This window comes from Paenibacillus hexagrammi (assembly GCF_021513275.1).
Classification (GTDB): Bacteria; Bacillota; Bacilli; order Paenibacillales; family NBRC-103111; genus Paenibacillus_E; species Paenibacillus_E hexagrammi.
The window spans coordinates 4,459,688-4,481,371 of sequence record NZ_CP090978.1 but is presented as its reverse complement, the minus strand read 5'-3'; the positions used below and the strand labels follow the sequence as shown (position 1 = coordinate 4,481,371).

Below are 21,684 nucleotides of genomic sequence, written 5' to 3'. Positions count from 1 at the left end.
AGGTGAATATCCCTGCTATTATTAACCTATAAGCCTCACCCTTCCATAAGTCACTGTGTGGATAGCATCCTTGTGCAGGAAGACTTCAACCCGAGTAATTATGCGAATCGGAACCCTGTAAAAGTACTGCCTTCCACGTTAGCTGTCATTGGCATTCAATACGGTCAGCGAATGAGATGCATCGGAGAGCAGGGGGCTGAATTACTTGGCAGCAGTGGCATTACAGGGCTGCAAACCTCCAGTAAGCAATATGTCAGCACAGGTAGCATTGGAACGATTATCATTACGTTTAAGCCTGGAGGACTCAAATCCTTTACACCTTACCCGATTCATGAATTTCAGGATGCTAATGTCGACCTGGATCTCGTCTTTCCCATTTTTATTATCTCTATACGAGCAAACGGTTCACTATACGCTAACCCTGGAGGCGGCCAAGCATATTCAGCTTTTAAAGGGGGATGTGTCCGTGGAACAGCTCGCAAGCAGGTTATTTGTCAGCAAGCGGACATTAGAACGAAAATTCAACGCGGAAATCGGAATTGGGCCAAAGAAGTTCGCCAACATTGTTCGATTTCAGCATGCGATTCAGCTTCGAAAATCAGGTCTCGATTATTTTGATATTATGGCAGGCTGCCATTTTAGCGATCAGGCCCATTTTACACACGATTTTAAAAGATTAGCCGGATGCAGCCCGGAACAGTTTTTCCGTGAAACCCTGCAGCCTGAGCTCGCGGCGCAATATAATGAAATCAAAGCGGACTCACCAGTTTCACATACGATGTACCAATAAAAGGCATTTCCTTCCTACAAACCATGCATGGAGGCGAATGCTTTTTTCTTTACGCCCCAGCCTCCTCATATCAGCTAACTTCCATAAATGTTGGTAGGTGAGCGCATCTTGTCGCATTTTTACAATGAGGTTCTCGGAGAAACTGGTAGAATGACCTTAAATCATTTCATAAAGGAGCTGCGTCTCATGTCCGATTTGGAGCACACAAATATTGGCATAGAATTTCCGTTTGAAGCCCGTTATCAGGAGGTGAACGGACATAGACTCCATTACATTGATGAGGGCGTCGGTCCAACGATCCTCATGCTTCACGGTAACCCTACCTGGTCTTATATGTACCGCAACATCATCCCGTATTTGAAAGATTTCTCACGATGTATCGCCGTTGATTTACTCGGAATGGGGCGGTCGGACAAGCCAGATAGCCTTTATACATTTTTGGAGCATGTAACGTACATTCGGCAATTTGTTGATGCTTTGGGACTGAAGGATTTCATTCTGGTAGGGCATGACTGGGGAATGGCTATTGGTTTGCATGTTGCCATGAGTCATCCTCATCCAATAAAGGGGATTGCAATGCTCGAACCGCAAGCTTTGTATCCTTGCCCAAGTTGGTCTGAATTTACCCCATCTGAGTCCAAGGATCTCTTCCAAACCCTGCGAAACCCTGATATGGGATGGACGTTTATGCGCGAGAATAATGTTTTCGTTGAAGGAATGCCGCATATCATCATCAATCGCAGCTTTACACAGGCTGAACATGATCATTACAGAGAGCCTTTCCAAGATCCGGATCAACGCAAGCCTTCATGGGTATTCCCGAATCAGCTTCCCATTGACGGAACGCCTAGTGAAGTCGTACAAGCCGTTGAGCAGCGGAATCAATGGCTGTACCAAACGACGATTCCTAAGCTGCTCTTTCATGCAAGCCCAGGATGCACAATCAGAGAGCCCCAAATACAGTGGTGTCTGTCACATATGAAAAATTTGACGCTTTGCGATATCGGCAGAGGCTTTCATCATTTAACGGAGGAGAACCCGCACAAGATCGGGCAGAAATTGCGTCAATGGGTCAAAGAAATAACGGCAAACATAGAATAAGCGGACAAAGCAAAGAAGCTAAGCGTATACAGGGCGCTTAGCTTCTTTGCTTTGTTTTCTTAATCTTCTATTCCACCGGTTTCCTCTAAACGGCTGCTCACTTCACCGGCTTGCTAAAGGTCGGCGTATTGTTATGCGCCAAGCGCCCGCATGCGGCCGCCACGATGCCGCAGACGATATCGTCGATGAACGTATTGCATTTGCCCTCGCCGTGATCGCTGTCCAGCTCTTTAATGATCCCGATTTTTTCCTTATCCAAATAGCCGAAATTCGTAAGGGCAATTGTACCGTACATAAGTGGAACTGCAGTAGCAATGCTTTCATCGACGCCAAACAGTCCTTCGTCACGACCCACGATGTGATTGTATTGCTCGCTGAATTCCTTGTTTTCAACAGCTGTATCGATTTTGACGCCCATTTGTATGGCGTGGAAGGTTTGCTGTTTTCTTAAAACGGCTAGAATGTGTTCCTCACATAAACTCCGCTCCATATCCGGATTGTAAGGACGCTGCAGCTGATCTAGGATATCCACCATATCTTCGAGCTGAACGCCTCTAGAAAGCAGCAGATCCAGATTTTTTTTCGTGTAATCCTCTTTGACGTTATCGGAAATCACCACACTGGCAACCGAAGCAACAATCGCACAGATCCCTTTGGAAATGAAGGACTTGGGCCGTTTGGTCGGAAAGAAGAATCGGAATTTGCAATCTACAAAACCGAACAGCGAAATGGCTCCGCTTCCATATAGTCCGCAGATGGACATGGCGATCGTTCTGTGCACGTTATAGGAAGGATCCTTCATACTGGCCAACAGCTCGGAATCGTGCTTCACTTTTTCTCAAGCTCCAGCAAAGTACTCATGACATTGTAAGTTTCGGTTTTGCTCAGTACCCCGAGCAATGTGCTTGTGATGGTTTCGTAGGGAATCTTTCGAATACCTTTTATTTCAACCAAGAGGCGTGCCACGGCTTCCTCGATGATCGCTTGCGGATAATGACTGAACACTTCCTCCCGAAATTCATTGAAAATCACCGCTTTTTCTTTAAGAAACGTTCTCATGCAGGACACCTCCAAGTGAAATCCATCTGACACTAGTAAGTATAACATATCATGCAAGCAATCCCATTGCTTTTGCGAAAGACTGGAAAAAGCAGCAACCAGACTGTTGATAAAGGAAAGTGGAGGAATTGACTCGGGTTTATCAACAAAGACGCTTCGTCCAAATTTTTGGACAAAAAGTAGTTATATTTCGGACAAAGCCCCGTATACATAGTAGTACCAAATACCAGAGTACATGCTAGGGTCACTGAGCCTACGTACTATTCTAAGGAGGAGACAGGCTTATGAAACAACAACATTGGATTCGTTCAGCTGCTATGGCGGGGGTAATTGCACTACTGACAACTGGTTGCTCCATTATGGGGTCAGGAGAGAAGAAGGATATTGACGCTCCGCCTCAAGCGGGTACGGAAGCTGATGCCCAGACGACCTCGGGAGCTGTGACGATTGACATGGCTGCCGACAATTCGTCGCAGATGACGGTGTATGTCAAAGATGCCAAAGGTTTTGTAGCACCGGTAAGTCTGGGGCTGCCCAAATCACCTTCCGTTGCGCGTACGACCCTGGAATACATGGTGAATGGCGGTCCGGTATCGAGCCTTCTGCCAGCCGGTTTCCAAGCGCTCCTGCCTCAGGATACGAAGATTCTTGGCGTCAATGTGCAGGCCGAGAAAAAACAGGCTGTCGTAGACTTCTCCAAGGAGTTCTTGAACTACGATCAACAGGATGAACGCAAAATTTTAGAAGCGATTACTTGGGCATTGACCAGCTTTCCTACAGTAGAGAAAGTTCAGCTTCGCGTGGAGGGCAAAGAATTGAAGGAGATGCCGAAGGGCAAAACGCCTCTCGAAGAGCCGATGTCCCGGATGATGGGCATTAACATCGAAAAAGCGGATGATGCCGAGTTCGGTCAATCCACGCCGGTTACCCTGTACTTCTTAAACCAAAACGATCAAAATTATAAATATTATGTCCCGGTTACACGCTTGGTAAAAAGAACCGATGATGTAGCGAAGGCTGTTGTAGATCAATTAATTAAAGGACCGGATCAAAAGAAAGGTCTGACTGCCGTCATGAACGCAACAACGGAAGTGAAGAGCGTGACCAAAGCGAACGATTTGATTACGGTCGATTTCTCCGATAAGCTGCTCGGCGCCGATCAAAAGGCATCCGCAGACGCGCTTCAATCGGTCATCCTTTCCCTGACAGAGAATACAGGCATTAACAAAGTGCAAATCAAGGTAGACGGTGCCGTAAAGATTACGTCGTCCGATGACCAATCCTACAGCAAGCCCGTTTCACGTCCTGCTCATGTGAATCCGGTGAAATTATAAATAGCTTGACCACGACCTCTGTGCGGACGCTCACTTGATGGGTGCCCTCACAGAGGTATTTTTTTCGTTTTAGAGCTTTTAGGTTATGCAGATTTTTTCCTTTCTCATGGAAATAGTATAATGGAGGACGAGAAGCGTCTTGCGCAAGTTTTTTTACAAAAGTCGTGTACTCCATTACAATGGGGCATATGGATGAAGCGGCTTCCTTCGGAAGTCAACAGGAGGAGAAACAATATGAGAAGTAACGGAAGAACGAATTCGCAGCTGCGCCCTATGAAAATTACGCCTCACTATAATAAGCACGCCGAAGGCTCTGTATTGATTGAAGTTGGCGACACCAAAGTTATTTGCACCGCTACCGTTGAGGATAGAGTGCCACCCTTTATGAAGGGACAGGGTAAAGGGTGGGTGACAGCGGAATACTCGATGCTGCCGCGTGCCACTCAAGTCAGAAATCAGAGGGAGTCGGCCAAAGGGAAATTGGGCGGTCGTACCATGGAGATACAGCGTCTGATCGGGCGTGCGCTCCGTTCGGTAGTGAATCTGGAGGCGCTTGGTGAGAGATCCATCACACTCGATTGCGACGTCATCCAGGCGGACGGTGGGACAAGGACAACCTCTATTACAGGTGCCTTTGTTGCGATGGCATTCGCGCTCGATAAATTGTCTAGAGAGAAAAATCTTAAACAGTTTCCCATCAACGACTTTCTCGCATCCGTCAGTGTCGGTGTTATTAAAGATACCCCTCGTCTGGATCTGAATTATGAGGAGGACTCTCAGGCGAAGGTTGATATGAATGTCGTAATGACCGGGTCGGGTCAATTCGTAGAAATTCAGGGGACCGGCGAAGACGCACCATTCTCGCGGAAGGAGCTGGACGAGCTTCTTGCCTTGGCGGAAACGGGCATTCGCACAATGATTGAAGAGCAGCGCGAGGTCCGTGGGCCTATCGCAAATCGTATTCGAGGTGTGGAACATGCGGCTGCAGAGTAATTTTGTCGTGATTGCGACGAGGAATGAAGGGAAGGTCAGGGAATTCGCCAAGCTTTTTGAGCCTAGCGGTTATAAAGTTCGCAGCTTGGCCGATTATACGGACCTTCCGGAGATTGTAGAGAGCGGCGAGACCTTTGCGGAGAATGCCCGAATTAAGGCGGAAATCATTTCCAAGCATTTACACGTGCCGGTGCTTGCCGACGACTCAGGTCTTTGCGTCGCGGCGCTAGGCGGTGACCCGGGCGTCTACTCTGCACGATTTGCCGGAGCAGACGCCTCAGATGCAGACAATAATGCCAAGCTGCTCAGCGAACTGAAGCTGCTGGGGGCGAAGGACAAGCCTGCCGTCCAGGGGGATCACCCTGAGCTGTTGAGTGAAGCTTCGTTTGTTTGCGCGCTTGCTTTGATTGATCCTGTGGCTAACGAAACCATTGAAGCGGAAGCAAGCTGCGAAGGATATATTCTCAGCGAGCCGCGGGGACAAGGCGGTTTCGGTTACGATCCGCTGTTCTATATTCCTGCTTTACATAAAACGATGGCAGAGGTCACCGTTGAGGAGAAAAATGAAATCAGCCACAGAGCCAAGGCGCTTCGCTGCTTTTTGGACAGGCTGGAAGCTAAATAAGCTGTTAACCTAAAAACCTGCTCCGCCTTCGATATGGAAGGATGGAAGCAGGTTTTTGTTCGTATCAACCTTGACAAACGCGCCCGTCCTTAAGGATGACGAAGCCGTTTATCCTAGGTCATCCGCTGTTAACGGATGGAGATTTTATAGGTTCGCAGCCACGTATCAACCTGGGCTAAATAAGCGAACATCTGAGGTCCTGACATTAACTGTCCGAACCAAGGGAGGTTAAAGTCGTTCCCCTCCGCTTTTGCAAGCTCGCGGACCTTCTTCACGTCAATAAATGGAAGAAGCGGGGAGGAGGAATCGTCAAGAATCTCAAGCACCCATTTTCTGACGGCGGCTAAATAGTTCGGATTGTGGGTTTTCGGATATGGACTCTTCTTGCGAGTAAGTACATCCTCAGGCAGAACGCCTTTCAGTGCTTTGCGCAGAATGCCTTTCTCCCGATCGCCCGAGGTTTTGATTTCCCACGGAATGTTCCATACATATTCCACCAACCGATGATCGCAGAAAGGAACGCGAACCTCTAACCCTACGGCCATGCTCATGCGGTCCTTGCGGTCGAGGAGCGTCGGCATGAAGCGAGTGATGTTCAGATACGACATTTCCCGCATCCGATTTTGCTGCTGGGTTTCTCCTGCGAGTCTAGGCACCTCGGCCAGCGCTTGCTGGTATCGGTTGCTGACGTACTCGAAAGGCTTAATCCAATCCACCAGATCGGGCGCGAGCAGGTCTACGCGGTTGTTCAGCTTAAGCGACCAAGGGAACGTATTGGCTTCCAGGGATTCGTCTCGGTGAAACCAAGGGTAACCGCCGAATATTTCATCGGCCGCTTCGCCGGAGATCGCAACAGTCGCTTCTTTCTTAATTTCGCGGCAGAACAGGAAGAGAGAGCCGTCTACATCGGCCATACCCGGAGTATCTCGTGCAAGCACGCCGGCTTTTAACGATTCTACGAGCTCCGGCGTATCAAACTCAATGTTGTGATGAATGGTACCAAGGAAATCCGACATTCGTTTGATCCAAGGCGCATCCGCATTCGGCTGGAAAACACTTTCCTTGAAATGTTTGTCGTTATCGACATAATCCACGGAAAATGTATGGAGCGCTCCTTTACCGCTTTCCTTATAGTGATTGGCGGCAAGAGTCGTCAAAGCGCTCGAATCGAGTCCTCCGGATAGCAGAGTACAAATGGGAACGTCGGATATTAATTGGCGCTCAGCCGTATCTCGAAGCAGCTCGCCGATACGGGCCGCGGTAGCGTCTACGTCATCGGGATGCGGATTGCTTTCCAGCTTCCAATAGGCTCGTATGGACAAGCCATTGCGGTCAAACACGGCGCAATGCCCCGGTTTGAGCTCAGACATATTCCGGTAGATGCCGTGTCCGGGCGTCCGGGCAGGACCTACGGCGAATATTTCTGCCAAGCCCTCCGCTCCTACCTCAGCCTTGAAATCAGGATGCGCTAGTATTGCCTTTGGCTCGGAGCCGAATAGAAGCACACCATTCTGATGAGAATAAAAAAGCGGCTTTACGCCGAGCCGGTCTCTAACCAAATATAACGTTTGCTCCTGGTCGTTCCAAGCGGCAAAAGCGAAAATCCCGTTAAGCCGGTCTACGCAAGCGCGTCCCCATTCGATGAAGGAGACCAGCAAAACCTCCGTATCGCATGTCGTTCGGAATACGTGACCGCGGGATTCCAGCTCCCTTTTCAGCTCGGGGGCATTATACAGCTCACCGTTATATACAATCGTGTAGGTGTAATCGCCTTGCTTCCGGATCATCGGCTGGGCGCCGTTTTCCGGGTCCATGACGCTGAGACGGCGATGGCCGAGCGCGCAGTGCTGCGAGATCCATGTGCCGGAAGCATCCGGTCCACGCAGGTTTAATGTTTCCGTCATATTCTCAAGAATGGACGGGTACTGAGTCAAGTCTTTCCGCCAATCTATCCAACCCGTGATTCCGCACATAGACGTTCATTCCTTTCCCTGAGTAAGCATGATGATAAAGGGTATGCGCCGCGCATAGGGAAAATGTCTGTCCGATTTCGGCGAAACTTGGCCCATTCAGTACTTTTGTAATTTACAACAAGTACTGTTACAATGGTTGAAATTGACTTGTTACTAAATGACAAAGGTGAGGACTATGAAAAAAAACATTCCAAAGCGCAAATTGACTATTTGGCAGCTAGAGAGCATTTTCTACAAATCAGTAAACAGGCCGATAAGCGAATTGAGCAGCTGAAGGAGCAAGGCAGAGAAGTTGGGCAAGCGGAAATGGAAGAGATTGTGGAACGTGTAGGGCTGCATCGCGCCTTCAATGAACTGACCCAAGCTGAGAACGTACTCATTAATTGGTCTCATACCGCTATAAAAACGGAGCCGGCGTTTATTGAAAATCGCGCTACGTTCGAGGAGTTGTTTGAAAAGGTAAAAACGAATGCAGAAGCTAGAGGAGCAATATTAAATCTTGCCATGCGTTTAAATTTAGAGCTTGTGTGAGATTCTATAGAGGTAGTGCCATTATTTCTTCAGGAGGCGAATGCTCATGGATAGCCATTTCATTAGCAAGCTGCATGACAAGCAGAGAAAAGCCGAGAAGAACCTTAGGACACAAGGCCACAACCGACCAGGCGATAAACTGCCGAATCACAAGCATTGATGTCTCAATGGCACCAACAAAGAACCTGCGGGATGTAAATCCTTCGGGTTCTTTTCATTTGATGTTGCCTGAGTATTCATTTGATGTTACTGAGTATCAAGTGGATGTTACCCGAGTATCAAGCCGCTGGGATACCTTCCTTAATGTAACAGAGTGACGGACTCCGAAATATATCATACTAGTTGAGCAGTCATCATCAAGAATTCTTAGAATTCTTAAGGAGGTCATCAATATGGGCAAAAAGAAAAGCATGAATGAGAAAATTCAAAGCACCATCGACAACTCCAAGCAAGCAGCGCGCGTTCAACAAAATCTGTGGTCGACAGAACCGGGACATCTGCCTCCTAACCGTCCACACGTGTAAGTAAGCTTACAACCGTAATTCCGTCTGCCAAACGGCTCCCGTAAACCGTCAGCTGCTTTGGCGGGCAGATTTCTTAATGAGCGTAAGCAAACTTTCCCTGAAACAGCAAAAAGACCGCGCAATTCGGCGGTCTCTTTGCTTATACATATGACGTCCCAGGAGGGATTCGAACCCCCGACCGTACGCTTAGAAGGCGTATGCTCTATCCTGCTGAGCTACTGGGACAAGCTTAATCCATTTACGATTGAAAACCGTTTTGGAGAAGCAAGAGTTATACTATCATAAGGAATATGAAGAGTCAACCCTTGACCAAAAATATTTTGCTTTCCTGTGTCTAATCAAGTAAACTGACTCCAACAATAGGAAGGAGTGGTTGAGGTGATGAGGTATATCTGGACATTCCAAGGATAATGTGATCCTGTTTCCGAAAACGGAACAATTTTACGAAGAAGAACTGACAAAATGTCTTCAGAAGGAGCAATACGGTGAAGCCGTATCCATGTTAACGTTCCTGCTGCAATTTCCATCGGCAGACCAGCAAAAGACGGAACAATGGCAGGCTCTGCTGAACTGGCTGCAAACGATGCAGCCCGAGACCGTTTTTCCTGCTCTCTCCTCTCAAGTGGATGAGGAAGAGGAGGAAGAGGATCTGCTTCGGCAGATGGTCGAAGAAAAAAGCACGGTAGACGCGGCTTTTGTGGAAAAGCTGCTGGGCATGCTGCGGGCAGGCTCCATGGACCAGCAGCTAGCAGCGCTCGAACAGCTGGCTTTTGTGCAGCGTGGACCGGTTGCTGAAATCAGGTCCTGGCTCCGGCAAGGTCCAAGACATCCCCACTTGCAGTTTAAGGCGCTTCAAGCCCTGAAGCATATGGGTGAAACAGGATCAATAGATTTTGTCAAAAACGGAAATCATATTGTTGTGGACATCGAAGAAACGCCTCTTAGTTCGGAGGAATTTCCGGGACAAATTCGGGATATGATCCGAAGAGTGGAAGAAATCAGCGAGATGCGACAACCCGATTTCGCTTTTTTTGCCAAACAGACGTGGCAGGAGTTTTTGTCATACGCATATGGGACACCAATATATGTAGAACTTCTCACACAAGAAGATGGTGTGATAGATATATGGGCTTCAGCTCTGCATACGGCCTTACAGGAGCAGTTGTTTGGAACGGCGAACCGTGAGGAGCTTCAGGATATCTACGGAATCGTAGACTCCATGGAAGGCTCATGGAATAACGCTTATAAGGTCCTCCGCAGGCATTTGGATACCATCTTGCTTGGTGGCAGATAGGCTCTTAAAGCCCGCCTTGAAATGAAAAAGTAATATGTTATAATAGAATGGTTATAATGGCAAGTAGAGAAGTTTGGTAGCCAAACTCCGCTAGCCAGAACGTGAAAATATGTCATGGTACATTTTTGGAGGGGAAGGCATAAAATGAAAGCAAGTTGGGAAAAAATAGAGAAGAACGTAGGAGTTCTTGAAGTGGAAGTTGGCGCGGAGCGCGTCGCAGAAGCACTTGATAAAGCATTTAAAAAAGTATCCGCGAAGGTGAACGTTCCAGGCTTCCGCAAAGGTAAAGTTCCTCGTTCAATCTTTGAAGCTAAATTTGGTGTAGAAAGCCTGTATCAAGATGCTCTGGACATTATTCTTCCTGAAGTTTATGTACAAGCTGTCGAAGAAGCGGGTATCTCCCCGGTTGACCGTCCGGAAGTGGATGTAGAACAATTCGCAAAAGGACAAGTTTTGAAGTTCAAAGCGAAAGTAACCGTTAAGCCAGAAGTAACGCTTGGCGAGTACAAAGGTTTGGAAGTTGAAGCGGCTGATGCTAATGTAACGGACGAAGAAGTAAACGAAGAACTGAAGCGTCTGCAACAGCGTCATGCTGAACTCGTTGTTCTTGAAGAAGGACAAGCTGCTAACGGCGACGTAGTGGTTCTGGATTTCGAAGGATTCGTTGACGGTGAAGCGTTCCAAGGCGGCAAAGCTGAGAAGTATTCCTTAGAGCTTGGTTCCAACAGCTTCATCCCGGGCTTTGAAGAGCAGCTGGTAGGTCTTGCGAAAGACGAAGAGAAGGAAGTAGAAGTTACGTTCCCTGAAAACTACCATTCCGAAGATCTTAAAGGTAAAGCAGCTGTGTTCAAAGTGAAAATTCACGACATCAAGCGCAAAAACCTGCCTGAGCTCGATGATGAGTTCGCTAAAGATGTGAGCGAATTTGACACGTTGGAAGAGTACAAAGAAGACATCAAAAAGCGTCTTCAAGACCGTAAGGAAAACGATGCTGAAGTTGCGAAGGAAACAGCGGTTGTCGAAAAAGCGGCTGCTAATGCAGAAGTAGAAATTCCTGCAGCGATGGTTGAGTCAGAGCTTGATGTTATGGTGAAGGAATTCGAAAGACGTCTTCGTTCCCAAGGCATGACGCTTGAAATCTACTTCCAGTTCTCCGGTCAAAACGAAAGCGTTCTGAAAGACCAAATGAGAGAAGATGCTGAGAAGCGTGTTCGCAACAATCTGGTTCTGGAAGCGATCGCTGCAGCCGAGAACGTTACTGTAACTGATGAAGAAGTTGATGCGGAATTGGAAAAATACGCTCAATCTTACCAAAGATCGGTTGAAGAGCTTCGCACTCTGTTTGCTTCCAATGGAAGCCTGGAAGGTCTGCAAAGCGATCTCGTCGTAAGAAAAACAGTAGATTTCCTTCTTGAAAATAGCAAGAATGTTTCCGCAGCAGTGTAAATAAGGTAAGTAAAGGCGCGTACGTAAAGCAACGTGCCTTTCTTTTACCCAATTTTACCCCGCTATTTTCTCAATTACATAAGCTTTACCCCTATTACATAGGCCTCACCTGAAAAAATGACTTTGCCGCTGAAACGTGTTAAACTGTAACTACGATTGGATGGAAGGGCATAACAACCGCTTACACCTTCATAACATCTTAATCTGGATGAACTTGGCTATTGCCGTCAAAGGAGTTGGTACAATGAATCTTATTCCTATGGTTGTTGAACAAGAAGCTCGTGGGGAACGTTCCTACGACATCTACTCTCGCCTGCTCAAGGACCGCATTATCTTCATCGGAAGCGCCATCGATGACGATGTGGCAAATCTGGTCATTGCCCAGCTGCTATTTTTATCCGCTCAGGATCCTGAGAAGGATATCCACCTATATATCAACTCGCCGGGGGATCGGTTACGGCCGGCATGGGTATCTTCGATACGATGCAGTTTATCAAGCCGGACGTTTCTACGATCTGTGTAGGAATGGCTGCAAGCATGGGTTCTTTATTGCTTACTGCAGGGGCCAAGGGCAAACGATTCGCGTTGCCGAATGCCGAAGTTATGATTCATCAGCCGCTCGGTGGTGTTAGAGGTCAAGCGACCGACATCAAAATTCATGCGGATTGGATTATCAAAACCAAGCAGAAGCTCAATCAGATTTATGTGGAGCGTACTGGACAACCGCTGGAAAAGATTGAAAGAGACACCGATCGCGATAACTTTATGAGCGCTGAGGAAGCGAAGGCATACGGTTTAATCGACGAGGTTATCACTCGAAACGACTTGAAATAAAGGAGTGATCCCATGTTTAAATTTAACGATGAAAAAGGTCAACTTAAGTGCTCCTTCTGCGGAAAATCCCAGGATCAAGTGCGTAAGCTGGTTGCTGGTCCTGGTGTTTATATCTGCGATGAATGTATAGAGCTTTGCACGGAAATTGTGGAAGAAGAACTGGGCCATGAGGAAGAGCTTGATCTGAAGGACGTTCCGAAGCCGAAAGAAATTCGCGCGATTTTGGATCAATATGTCATAGGCCAGGATCAAGCGAAGAAATCCATGGCGGTAGCGGTGTATAACCACTACAAGCGTATCAATTCCCAAAACAAGCTTGAAGATGTGGAACTGCAAAAGAGTAATATCGTATTGCTTGGACCAACAGGCAGCGGTAAAACCTTGCTTGCACAAACGCTTGCAAAAATTTTGAATGTACCTTTCGCCATTGCGGATGCGACTTCCTTGACGGAAGCCGGATATGTCGGTGAAGACGTTGAGAACATTTTGCTTAAGCTGATTCAAGCTGCGGATTACGATGTGGAGAAAGCGGAGCGCGGCATTATTTATATCGATGAGATTGATAAAGTAGCCCGCAAATCCGAGAATCCGTCTATCACTAGAGACGTATCTGGTGAAGGCGTTCAACAAGCGCTGCTCAAAATTCTGGAAGGCACGGTTGCTTCGGTTCCACCACAAGGCGGGCGCAAGCATCCTCACCAAGAATTCATCCAGATCGATACGACCAACATTCTGTTCATTTGCGGCGGAGCCTTTGATGGTCTGGAGCAAATTATTAAACGCAGAATCGGTAAAAAAGTCATCGGCTTCAGCACCGATGGCACCAAAACAGACTTGAAACCAGGCGAATACTTGTCTATGGTGCTTCCTGAAGACCTGTTGAAATTCGGTTTGATACCGGAATTCGTAGGCCGCTTACCAGTGATTTCTACATTGGAGCCGCTTGATGAAGAAGCTTTGGTTAGGATTCTATCCGAGCCTAAGAATGCTCTGGTGAAGCAGTATCAGAAGCTGCTAGATATGGATAACGTCAGCCTTGAATTTAACACTGAGGCGCTTGAGGCTATCGCCAAAGAAGCGATCAAGCGCAATACAGGAGCGCGCGGACTAAGAGCGATTATCGAAAGTATCATGCTTGATGTGATGTTTGAAGTTCCTTCCAGAACGGATATCACCTCTTGCATGGTAACCAAGGAAACCGTTCAAGATAAGCTTAGCCCTGTTCTGACGACGAAAGACGGTCAAACGACATCGGGCAAGAAAAAAGAAGAAAGCGCGTAACCCTATAATTTCACATTCAATCAAACAACCTCCAATCCGTTTCCCCTCAGGGGATTCGGAGCGGAGGATGTTTGGTGTCATGGGGAGAGAAACCGAAGATGTTTCACAGAAAAGATACCAGACCTGTCAAAGTCGGTAACCTGACGATTGGCGGCAGCGACGAGGTCATCATCCAGAGTATGTGTACGACCAAGACAGCGGACGTGAAAGCGACCGTTGCCGAAATTCTTCGATTGGAAGAAGCCGGATGTCAGATCGTCCGTGTGACGGTGAACAACAAGGAAGCGGCGGAAGCTATCAAAGAAATCAAGAAACACATTCATATTCCGTTGGTAGCCGATATTCATTTTGACCATCGACTTGCACTGGCGGCTATTGAGAATGGCATCGATAAAGTTCGAATCAATCCAGGGAACATTGGCCGCAGAGAGAAAGTGGAAGCTGTTGTGAAGGCTTGTAAAGAACGCGGAATTCCTATCCGTATCGGTGTGAACGCAGGATCGCTTGAGAACCATCTTTTGGAGAAATACGGCTATCCGACTCCGGAAGCAATGGTGGAAAGTGCTTTATTCCATATTAACATCCTAGAAGAGCTTGATTTTCATGATATTATTGTGTCACTCAAAGCATCTGATGTTCCAATGGCTATTGCTGCTTATACGAAAGCCGCTCAAACTTTCAACTATCCGCTTCACCTTGGTATTACGGAAGCCGGTACATTATTCTCCGGCTCTGTTAAGAGTGCTGCTGGAATCGGTGCGCTGCTCAGTATGGGGATCGGTAATACGGTAAGGATTTCTTTGAGTACAGATCCGGTAGAGGAAGTTAAGGTTGCACGAGAGCTTTTGAAAACATTCGGTTTAATCACCAATGCGGCTACGTTGGTTTCCTGTCCGACTTGTGGAAGGCTGGATATTGATCTGTTCTCAATCGCCAATGAAGTTGAGGAATATATTTCGAAGATTAAGGTTCCTATCAAAGTGTCCGTGCTTGGCTGCGCCGTCAATGGTCCGGGAGAAGCAAGGGAAGCTGATATCGGTATTGCTGGAGCACGAGGAGAAGGCATGCTGTTCCGATACGGGGAGATGGTACGCAAGGTGCCTGAAGCCGAGTTGTTGAATGAACTGAAAAAAGAGATCGATATCATCGTAGATGCTTATGAGAAAACGGGTGTTATTCCGGGTAGAAAACATTAGAAAACAAGTAGAGCTGTTCCTTAGGCAATGACCTATAGGGAGTAGCTCTTTTTTCATGGATTCAAGCGAATATTCCTTATCATCCAGACGCATACTGAGTAAATCTGGAAGCTTGACATGAATAAAGCTCCAGATAAGAAATAATACTGTCAAGGAGATAAGGATGTTATGCGCAAACGAGTATTACGATTTCAACTTATAGCAAGCGTAGGGATGCTAGTTCTTATGCTGCTCCTGTATCCATCGGAGTTAGGCGCAGCAGATGAGCCGGCAGCATCCCCACAGCCGTCACCCAACTCGCAAGCTCTGAAAAAGATAGCAATCGTGATTGACGATTTCGGTAACAATATGGATGGTACCGAGCAAATGATGAATATGCCGGTACCTTTGACAATTGCTGTGATGCCGTTTTTGCCGAGTAGTAAGCAGGATGCTGAAACAGCCCATGCCAAAGGGCATGAAGTCATCTTACATTTGCCCATGGAGCCTGTACGCGGGAAGAAAAGCTGGCTGGGTCCCGGTGCGATTACAACGGATTTATCCAATGATGAAATAAGGAAACGCGTTTTAGCCGCACTGGATAACGTGCCGTACGTAGTTGGCATCAATAACCATATGGGCTCCAAAGCTACCTCCGACCCTCGTGTTATGCAGGTTATCGTCGATATAGCTAAGGAGAAGGGTCTCTTTCTATTGGATAGCCGCACTTCACCTAGAAGTGTTGTTGTGAAGCTTGCCAAGGAGAATGGTGTTTCCTATGCTGAGAATTCATTGTTCTTTGATGATATTTACACTTATGGACACATTAGCAAGCAAATGACCAGATTCCAGAAGCTGATCAAAGACAACGAGCAATTAATTGCAATAGGACACGTCGGACCACCCGGCAAGAAAACGGCTCAAGTTATTAAAGAAGCAATTCCTGCGCTTCAAAAGAAAGCCCAATTCGTAACCGTCTCACAGCTGCTCACCGTGCCTCCTGCGAAGTTGGACGTACCATAGAAAAATACTGCTCAACCGCGCTGCTGATAGCTTCCGCGATTTTTGCTTGATGGTGGAGTCTCTCAGCAGTTTGCGGTCTTTTTTGTTAGATATAAAGCCCATTTCAATAATTACAGCCGGACACTTCGTATACCGCAAGACAAAATATTTATTGCTGGTAACGGGTTCTTCATGAGTCCCGTACAGTTCATTTAAAGAATGCTGTAGAAGGTTTGCCAACAGGATGCTTTCTGATTGATTTTGACTGATAACCAGCGGGCCATGACGATCGGGCTTACCTGACCAATTCACATGCATACTAAGCATCATACCGGGCTTAATCGTATTGGCAATTCCAGAGCGCTGTGCCAAATCCTTGCGATGCCTTCCCCCATAAGACCATGTATTCTCGTCACTTAAAGCATAGTCTGTGGTTCGGTTTATTGCTGTGCGGAAGCCCATTTTTCTGAGTAGTTTGTAGGTTTTTTTGGAAACCGCCAAGTTAATTTCTTTTTCTTCGTACTTGCCAAACATCGTTCCGCTGTCGATGCCACCATGACCAACATCGATGAGCACATCTGCAGTAGGAAGGAGCGGATTCAGCGCTTGTGTCGCTTGTGCGTTTGTTACTCCAGTCCAACAACATAATCCTGCAAACAGCAATACGGCTGCGGCTCCAACCTTCATGAAGTCACTTCCTTATCAAGTTCCTTAATGCAAGCATAATCTTCTCGTAATTGAAATGAATATCCTTATTTTCTTCGAAAAATGGTTCAGCATTCATCCTGCAAAAGTTTACATACTTTGGATTAACCTTCATCCCTGAGGGAATAATGGAGGATATCAGGATGGATTTGGCAATTTTTAAATTTGGGAGGTATGTAAGATGAGCTTGAGTATTATACTCATGGTAATTCAAGTTTTTTTTGCTGTTGTAATCGGCCTGTATTTCTGGAATTTACTTCGTAATCAGCAGACAAATCGTTCTGCTGTTGATAGAGAATCGAAGAAAGAACTGGAAAAGCTGAGAAAGCTGCGCTCCATTTCATTAACGAAGCCTTTATCGGAGAAGACCAGACCTTCAGCCATGCAGGATATTGTAGGCCAGAAGGAAGGATTGAAGGCGCTTAAGGCAGCTCTTTGCGGTCCGAATCCCCAGCATGTCATCATTTATGGTCCTCCTGGTGTAGGAAAGACGGCAGCAGCTCGTGTGGTTCTGGAAGAAGCAAAGAAGAATCAAGAATCTCCGTTTCGCCCTGAATCCAAATTTACAGAGATTGATGCGACAACCGCACGTTTTGATGAAAGAGGCATTGCGGACCCATTAATCGGCTCTGTCCATGACCCGATTTATCAAGGAGCCGGAGCCATGGGCGTAGCAGGCATTCCTCAGCCCAAACCGGGTGCAGTGACCAAAGCTCATGGGGGAATTTTGTTTATCGATGAAATCGGCGAATTGCACCCTGTACAAATGAACAAGTTATTAAAGGTGCTCGAAGATCGCAAAGTGTTTTTGGAAAGTGCATATTATAGCTCAGAGGATACCAATATACCGAACTATATCCATGATATTTTCCAAAACGGACTTCCGGCTGATTTTCGTTTAGTAGGAGCGACTACTCGTACGCCTAGCGAAATTCCTCCCGCTATTCGTTCACGGTGCTTAGAAATCTTCTTTCGCCCTTTGCTTCCCGAGGAAATTGGAGAAATTGCAGAAAAAGCACTGCAAAAAATCGGCTTCAAAGAAAGCCCTAATGCCATCAATGTCATTACGAAATATGCAACAAATGGCCGCGAAGCGGTTAATATCATTCAACTCGCAGCAGGTATAGCTCTAACTGATAAGCGGGAAGAAATTACGGCTGCCGATATTGAATGGGTAGTGAACAGCTCACAAATTCCTCCTCGGCCCGAGAAGAAGATACCGTCTCAACCTCAAGTAGGGTTTGTGAATGGTTTAGCTGTATACGGTCCGAATCAAGGAACCCTGCTCGAAATTGAAGTGATTGCGATACCGACATCCATGCCGGGAATTGGGAAATTCAATATAACCGGTGTTGTGGATGAGGAGGAAATGGGCGGGGGTTCACGCACGATTCGAAGAAAGAGTATGGCCCGCGGCTCTGTTGAGAATGTATTAACTGTACTTCGTAAGCTCGGGATGAACACAGAAGACTACGATCTTCATATTAATTTCCCAGGCGGCGTTCCGATTGACGGCCCTTCAGCAGGAATTTCCATGGCAACGGCGATCGCTTCTGCGATACATAAGATCCCTGTAGACAATAAGCTGGCTATGACAGGTGAAATGAGTATCCATGGCAAGGTAAAGCCGGTAGGCGGTGTTGTAGCCAAGGTTGAAGCGGCCTTCCAAGCAGGTGCCACAAGAGTGCTGATTCCCAAAGAAAACTGGCAGGAATTGTTTGCTGATTTGCCTGGAGTAGAAGTTACGGCTGTTGATTCAATAGAAGAAGTGCTGAGATCAGCGCTTGGAATTGAAATTCAAGACAACGTGGTTCCGATTCCGCTTACTCAGGAGCGTTCGATTTCGGGGTCAACGCTTCCTATTCTTCATGCGAAATCATCCAACACCATCGATACGTAGGATTAACCTGACATCAATTGTTAGAGTGGCGATTGGTGTTTTGATTTCGATTTTGATAAAATGGTAAAGCGTTAAAGGGATACATTTTTTAGGAGGTGCAGAGGATGGGACCTGGGAAAAATAAAGTGCGCAGACTGCCGCTTTTGCCCTTAAGGGGATTGTTAGTCTATCCGAGTATGGTGCTTCATCTGGATGTGGGACGAGAGAAATCGGTGAAAGCCCTCGAACGGGCGATGGTCGATGACAGCATGATTCTCCTCTGCTCTCAGTCTGAGATCAACATAGAAGAACCCTCCAAAGAGGATATTTATCGTGTAGGGACGATTGCCAGAGTACGGCAAATGCTGAAGCTGCCTAACGGAACCATACGTGTTCTGGTAGAGGGTGTTCTCCGTGCTGAAATCAGCGAATATCTGGTGAATGACGAATATTATGAAGTCACGGTCAAGGAACTGCCTGAGCAAGAAATTACAGATCCCGAAATCGATGCGCTTATGCGTACGGTGCTGAGTCAATTCGAGCATTATATTAACCTTTCCAAGAAAGTGACTCCGGAGACCCTTGCGGCTGTATCGGATATTGATGAGCCAGGGCGGCTTGCCGATGTGATTTGCAGTCACTTATCCTTAAAAATCAAAGACAAGCAGGAGATCCTGGAAACAGTAGATGTTCGTGAACGTCTGGAGAAGATGCTCGCCATCTTGAATAATGAGCGCGAAGTGCTGGAATTGGAACGCAAAATCAGCCAACGTGTCAAAAAACAGATGGAAAAGACTCAAAAGGAATACTATCTCCGGGAGCAGATGAAAGCCATTCAGAAGGAGCTCGGCGACAAGGAAGGAAGAGCTGGCGAGGTCGAAGATTTACGAAACCAGCTAACGGAAGCAGAGGTCCCGGACAAGGTCAGAGAGAAGATCGAAAAGGAAATCGACCGTCTTGAGAAAATGCCTGCTACTTCTGCCGAAGGCGGAGTCATCCGCAACTACATTGATTGGCTCTTGGGTCTGCCTTGGTCCAAATCAACGGAAGATGATCTCGATCTGGCTCGCGCCGAGGAGATTCTGAATGAAGATCATTACGGCTTGGAGAAGCCGAAGGAACGTGTGCTTGAATATTTAGCTGTACAGAAGCTGGTTCAGCAGTTAAAAGGACCAATCCTCTGTTTGGTAGGTCCTCCGGGAGTAGGGAAAACCTCTATAGCTAGGTCTATCGCGAGATCGCTTAATCGTCAATTTATCCGTATTTCTCTAGGCGGAGTGAGAGACGAAGCGGAAATCCGCGGCCACCGCCGCACTTATGTCGGAGCGATGCCAGGTCGTATCATCCAAGGCATGAAAAATGCGGGATCCAACAATCCGGTTTTTTTGCTGGATGAAATCGACAAGATGGCTATGGATTTTCGCGGTGACCCGGCTTCAGCTCTTTTGGAAGTACTGGACCCTGAACAAAACAGCACTTTTAGCGATCATTTTATCGAAGTTCCTTTTGACTTATCCAGCGTGATGTTCGTTACCACGGCCAATGCCGTGCATAATATTCCCAGACCGCTGCTAGACAGGATGGAAGTTCTTTATATTCCGGGCTATACGGAGATCGAGAAGCTGCAGATATCGAAAAAATACTTGCTGCCTAAGCAAAGAAAAGATCATGGCCTACAGGAAGACCAGCTTGTTGTTGATGAAGCGGCTTTAATGAAGACGATTCGTGAATATACCCGAGAGTCAGGTGTCAGGAATCTGGAGCAGCAGGTCGCAAGCATCTGCCGGAAGGCTGCAAAACAAATCGTATCTCATGACACAGAGAAGGTGCATGTCACAGAGGATACGCTCAAAGATATCCTGGGTCCGGCTAAGTTCCGTTACAATATGGCGGAGGAGAAGGATCAGGTTGGAGCCGTAACAGGTCTTGCGTGGACGGAAGTTGGCGGAGATACGCTTGTGATCGAAGTGACGGTTATGCCAGGGTCCGGCAAGCTTACGTTAACAGGTAAGCTGGGAGATGTAATGAAGGAATCGGCTCAAGCCGCCTTCAGTTATACTCGTACCAGGGCGGAGCACTTCGGTATCCCTGCGGATTTCCATGAGAAGAACGATATTCATATTCACATTCCCGAAGGTGCCATTCCTAAGGATGGACCGTCGGCAGGATCACGATGGGAACAGCGCTTATATCTGCGCTAACTAACATACCAGTATCCCGACAGGTCGCAATGACAGGTGAAATTACGCTCCGCGGAAGGGTACTTCCGATTGGAGGTCTGAAAGAAAAATCACTTGCCGCACATCGCGCAGGAATCCGCAAAATTCTTCTTCCGAAAGATAATGAGAAGGACATTGTAGAGATTCCGGAAAGCGTACGCAATGAAATTACATTTGTACCGGTGAGCCACATGGACGAAGTGCTGGAGCACGCGCTCGTGGGCAACAAGCCGCCGGCGACGGTCGGAAATTAACGAAAGTAGTGAGTTATTATGAAGGTCAATCAAGCTGAATTTGTTATCAGTGCGGTTGGACCTGGCCAATATCCACAGGATGCCTTGCCGGAAATTGCTCTGGCAGGGCGTTCTAATGTCGGAAAATCATCACTCATTAATCGAATGATCAACCGTAAAAATTTGGCCAGAACCAGCTCGCAGCCCGGAAAAACACAAACATTAAATTATTATCGAATTAATCAGGACTTATATTTCGTAGATCTTCCCGGTTACGGTTATGCCAAGGTATCCAAGACGAAGCGGGCCGAGTGGGGCAAATTTATTGAAAGCTACCTGTTGGAGCGTGAACCGCTGAAGCTGGTTATGCAGTTAGTTGATGTGCGGCATGCCCCGTCCAAGGACGACCAAGCGATGTATGAGTGGCTGCTTCATCATGGAGTGCCTGTAATTGTAGTCGCGACGAAGGCTGATAAGGTTCCCAAGACCCAGCTGCCAAAGCATCTCAAGGTCATCCGTGAGACGTTAGAAATGCCTAAGGGGCAGCAGCCGCTTCTTTTCTCCTCGGAGCTTGGACTCGGTAAGGACGAGCTTTGGGCATTGATTATGCAGCATTTGGACTTCGTTCAAACAGATCCTCAATCGGAAGAAAATACATCAAATGTGTAAAGCTTCCAAGCATGGCT

General features: G+C 47.1%; 20 protein-coding genes, 1 tRNA gene and 2 pseudogenes. 18 read left to right on the top strand and 5 right to left on the bottom strand.

What is annotated here, in order from left to right; translation table 11 throughout:
* The first annotated feature begins 57 nt into the window (after positions 1-57).
* The 3 genes from L0M14_RS32055 to L0M14_RS20210 all read left to right on the top strand — a co-directional run bounded on the left by L0M14_RS32055 (position 58) and on the right by L0M14_RS20210 (position 1,891).
* Positions 58-618: a DUF6597 domain-containing transcriptional factor gene (locus tag L0M14_RS32055; RefSeq protein ID WP_350340480.1), complete on the top strand. Its 561-nt coding sequence runs from the start codon at positions 58-60 to the stop codon at positions 616-618.
* Positions 533-790, top strand: a complete 258-nt coding sequence (locus L0M14_RS32050) for a helix-turn-helix domain-containing protein (RefSeq protein WP_350340520.1) — start codon at positions 533-535, stop codon at positions 788-790. The genes L0M14_RS32055 and L0M14_RS32050 overlap by 86 nt, the downstream gene beginning before the upstream one ends.
* A 186-nt stretch (positions 791-976) precedes the next feature.
* A complete protein-coding gene (locus tag L0M14_RS20210) occupies positions 977-1,891 on the top strand; it encodes a haloalkane dehalogenase (RefSeq protein WP_235118390.1) in 915 nt (304 codons plus the stop codon).
* Between the two features lie 97 nt (positions 1,892-1,988).
* Here L0M14_RS20210 and L0M14_RS20205 read toward each other — a convergent pair whose 3' ends face one another.
* Both L0M14_RS20205 and L0M14_RS20200 read right to left on the bottom strand, forming a co-directional pair.
* Positions 1,989-2,723, bottom strand: a complete 735-nt coding sequence (locus L0M14_RS20205; protein ID WP_235118389.1) for a phosphatidylglycerophosphatase A family protein — start codon at positions 2,721-2,723, stop codon at positions 1,989-1,991.
* On the bottom strand, positions 2,720-2,950 hold the full coding sequence (locus tag L0M14_RS20200) for a hypothetical protein (RefSeq protein ID WP_235118388.1): 231 nt from the start codon (positions 2,948-2,950) through the stop codon (positions 2,720-2,722). The genes L0M14_RS20205 and L0M14_RS20200 overlap by 4 nt, the downstream gene beginning before the upstream one ends.
* A 284-nt stretch (positions 2,951-3,234) precedes the next feature.
* On the opposite strand from L0M14_RS20200, the gene L0M14_RS20195 reads away from it, so the two are divergent.
* From L0M14_RS20195 to L0M14_RS20185, 3 genes are all read left to right on the top strand, one after another.
* Positions 3,235-4,284 carry a GerMN domain-containing protein gene (locus tag L0M14_RS20195; protein WP_235118387.1) on the top strand — a complete coding sequence of 350 codons (1,050 nt, stop codon included), beginning with the start codon at positions 3,235-3,237 and terminating at the stop codon, positions 4,282-4,284.
* Positions 4,285-4,518: 234 nt separating this feature from the next.
* A complete protein-coding gene (gene rph, locus L0M14_RS20190; protein ID WP_235118386.1) occupies positions 4,519-5,277 on the top strand; it encodes a ribonuclease PH in 759 nt (252 codons plus the stop codon).
* On the top strand, positions 5,261-5,902 hold the full coding sequence (locus L0M14_RS20185; RefSeq protein WP_235118385.1) for an XTP/dITP diphosphatase: 642 nt from the start codon (positions 5,261-5,263) through the stop codon (positions 5,900-5,902). Before rph ends, L0M14_RS20185 begins: the two co-directional genes overlap by 17 nt.
* A 128-nt stretch (positions 5,903-6,030) precedes the next feature.
* Here the strand turns inward: L0M14_RS20185 and asnB are convergent, their stop codons facing one another.
* Complete coding sequence (gene asnB / locus L0M14_RS20180; protein ID WP_235118384.1) at positions 6,031-7,875, bottom strand: asparagine synthase (glutamine-hydrolyzing); 1,845 nt, start codon at positions 7,873-7,875, stop codon at positions 6,031-6,033.
* Between the two features lie 147 nt (positions 7,876-8,022).
* Between asnB and L0M14_RS20175 the strand changes: the two genes are divergently transcribed.
* From L0M14_RS20175 to L0M14_RS31185, 3 genes are all read left to right on the top strand, one after another.
* Positions 8,023-8,406 carry a hypothetical protein gene (locus L0M14_RS20175; protein ID WP_235118383.1) on the top strand — a complete coding sequence of 128 codons (384 nt, stop codon included), beginning with the start codon at positions 8,023-8,025 and terminating at the stop codon, positions 8,404-8,406.
* 46 nt (positions 8,407-8,452) lie between these two features.
* Positions 8,453-8,566, top strand: coding sequence for a DUF4023 family protein (locus L0M14_RS20170; RefSeq protein ID WP_235118382.1), 114 nt, complete (start codon positions 8,453-8,455; stop codon positions 8,564-8,566).
* 232 nt (positions 8,567-8,798) lie between these two features.
* Positions 8,799-8,930 (top strand): hypothetical protein, encoded by a 132-nt coding sequence (locus tag L0M14_RS31185; protein ID WP_260115375.1) that lies wholly within the window; start codon positions 8,799-8,801, stop codon positions 8,928-8,930.
* Positions 8,931-9,081: 151 nt separating this feature from the next.
* Here L0M14_RS31185 and L0M14_RS20165 read toward each other — a convergent pair.
* A tRNA-Arg gene (locus L0M14_RS20165) sits at positions 9,082-9,155 on the bottom strand.
* Between the two features lie 187 nt (positions 9,156-9,342).
* Here L0M14_RS20165 and L0M14_RS20160 point away from each other — a divergent pair.
* From L0M14_RS20160 to L0M14_RS20135, 6 genes and pseudogenes are all read left to right on the top strand, one after another.
* The gene (locus tag L0M14_RS20160; RefSeq protein ID WP_235118381.1) at positions 9,343-10,224 is read left to right on the top strand and encodes a hypothetical protein; all 882 of its coding nucleotides are present in this window, start codon (positions 9,343-9,345) and stop codon (positions 10,222-10,224) included.
* 144 nt (positions 10,225-10,368) lie between these two features.
* Positions 10,369-11,670 carry a trigger factor gene (tig, locus tag L0M14_RS20155; RefSeq protein ID WP_235118380.1) on the top strand — a complete coding sequence of 434 codons (1,302 nt, stop codon included), beginning with the start codon at positions 10,369-10,371 and terminating at the stop codon, positions 11,668-11,670.
* A 244-nt stretch (positions 11,671-11,914) separates the two neighbouring features.
* Positions 11,915-12,504: pseudogene (gene clpP, locus L0M14_RS20150) on the top strand (ATP-dependent Clp endopeptidase proteolytic subunit ClpP).
* A gap of 12 nt (positions 12,505-12,516) precedes the next feature.
* Complete coding sequence (gene clpX / locus L0M14_RS20145; RefSeq protein WP_235118379.1) at positions 12,517-13,785, top strand: ATP-dependent protease ATP-binding subunit ClpX; 1,269 nt, start codon at positions 12,517-12,519, stop codon at positions 13,783-13,785.
* A 98-nt stretch (positions 13,786-13,883) separates the two neighbouring features.
* Entirely contained in the window at positions 13,884-14,981 is a 1,098-nt protein-coding gene (ispG, locus tag L0M14_RS20140) for a flavodoxin-dependent (E)-4-hydroxy-3-methylbut-2-enyl-diphosphate synthase (protein ID WP_235118378.1), read from the top strand.
* A 168-nt stretch (positions 14,982-15,149) separates the two neighbouring features.
* The gene (locus tag L0M14_RS20135; RefSeq protein ID WP_235118377.1) at positions 15,150-15,983 is read left to right on the top strand and encodes a divergent polysaccharide deacetylase family protein; all 834 of its coding nucleotides are present in this window, start codon (positions 15,150-15,152) and stop codon (positions 15,981-15,983) included.
* Here L0M14_RS20135 and L0M14_RS20130 read toward each other — a convergent pair.
* Complete coding sequence (locus tag L0M14_RS20130; RefSeq protein WP_235118376.1) at positions 15,939-16,649, bottom strand: N-acetylmuramoyl-L-alanine amidase family protein; 711 nt, start codon at positions 16,647-16,649, stop codon at positions 15,939-15,941. The genes L0M14_RS20135 and L0M14_RS20130 overlap by 45 nt on opposite strands.
* A gap of 199 nt (positions 16,650-16,848) precedes the next feature.
* Here L0M14_RS20130 and lonB point away from each other — a divergent pair, with 199 nt between their 5' ends.
* The 3 genes and pseudogenes from lonB (at position 16,849) to yihA (ending at position 21,667) form a co-directional block, all read left to right on the top strand.
* Entirely contained in the window at positions 16,849-18,567 is a 1,719-nt protein-coding gene (gene lonB / locus L0M14_RS20125) for an ATP-dependent protease LonB (RefSeq protein WP_235118375.1), read from the top strand.
* Between the two features lie 104 nt (positions 18,568-18,671).
* Positions 18,672-21,019: pseudogene (lon, locus tag L0M14_RS20120) on the top strand (endopeptidase La).
* Positions 21,020-21,037: 18 nt separating this feature from the next.
* Positions 21,038-21,667, top strand: coding sequence for a ribosome biogenesis GTP-binding protein YihA/YsxC (yihA, locus tag L0M14_RS20115; RefSeq protein ID WP_235118374.1), 630 nt, complete (start codon positions 21,038-21,040; stop codon positions 21,665-21,667).
* The last annotated feature ends 17 nt before the right edge of the window (positions 21,668-21,684 follow it).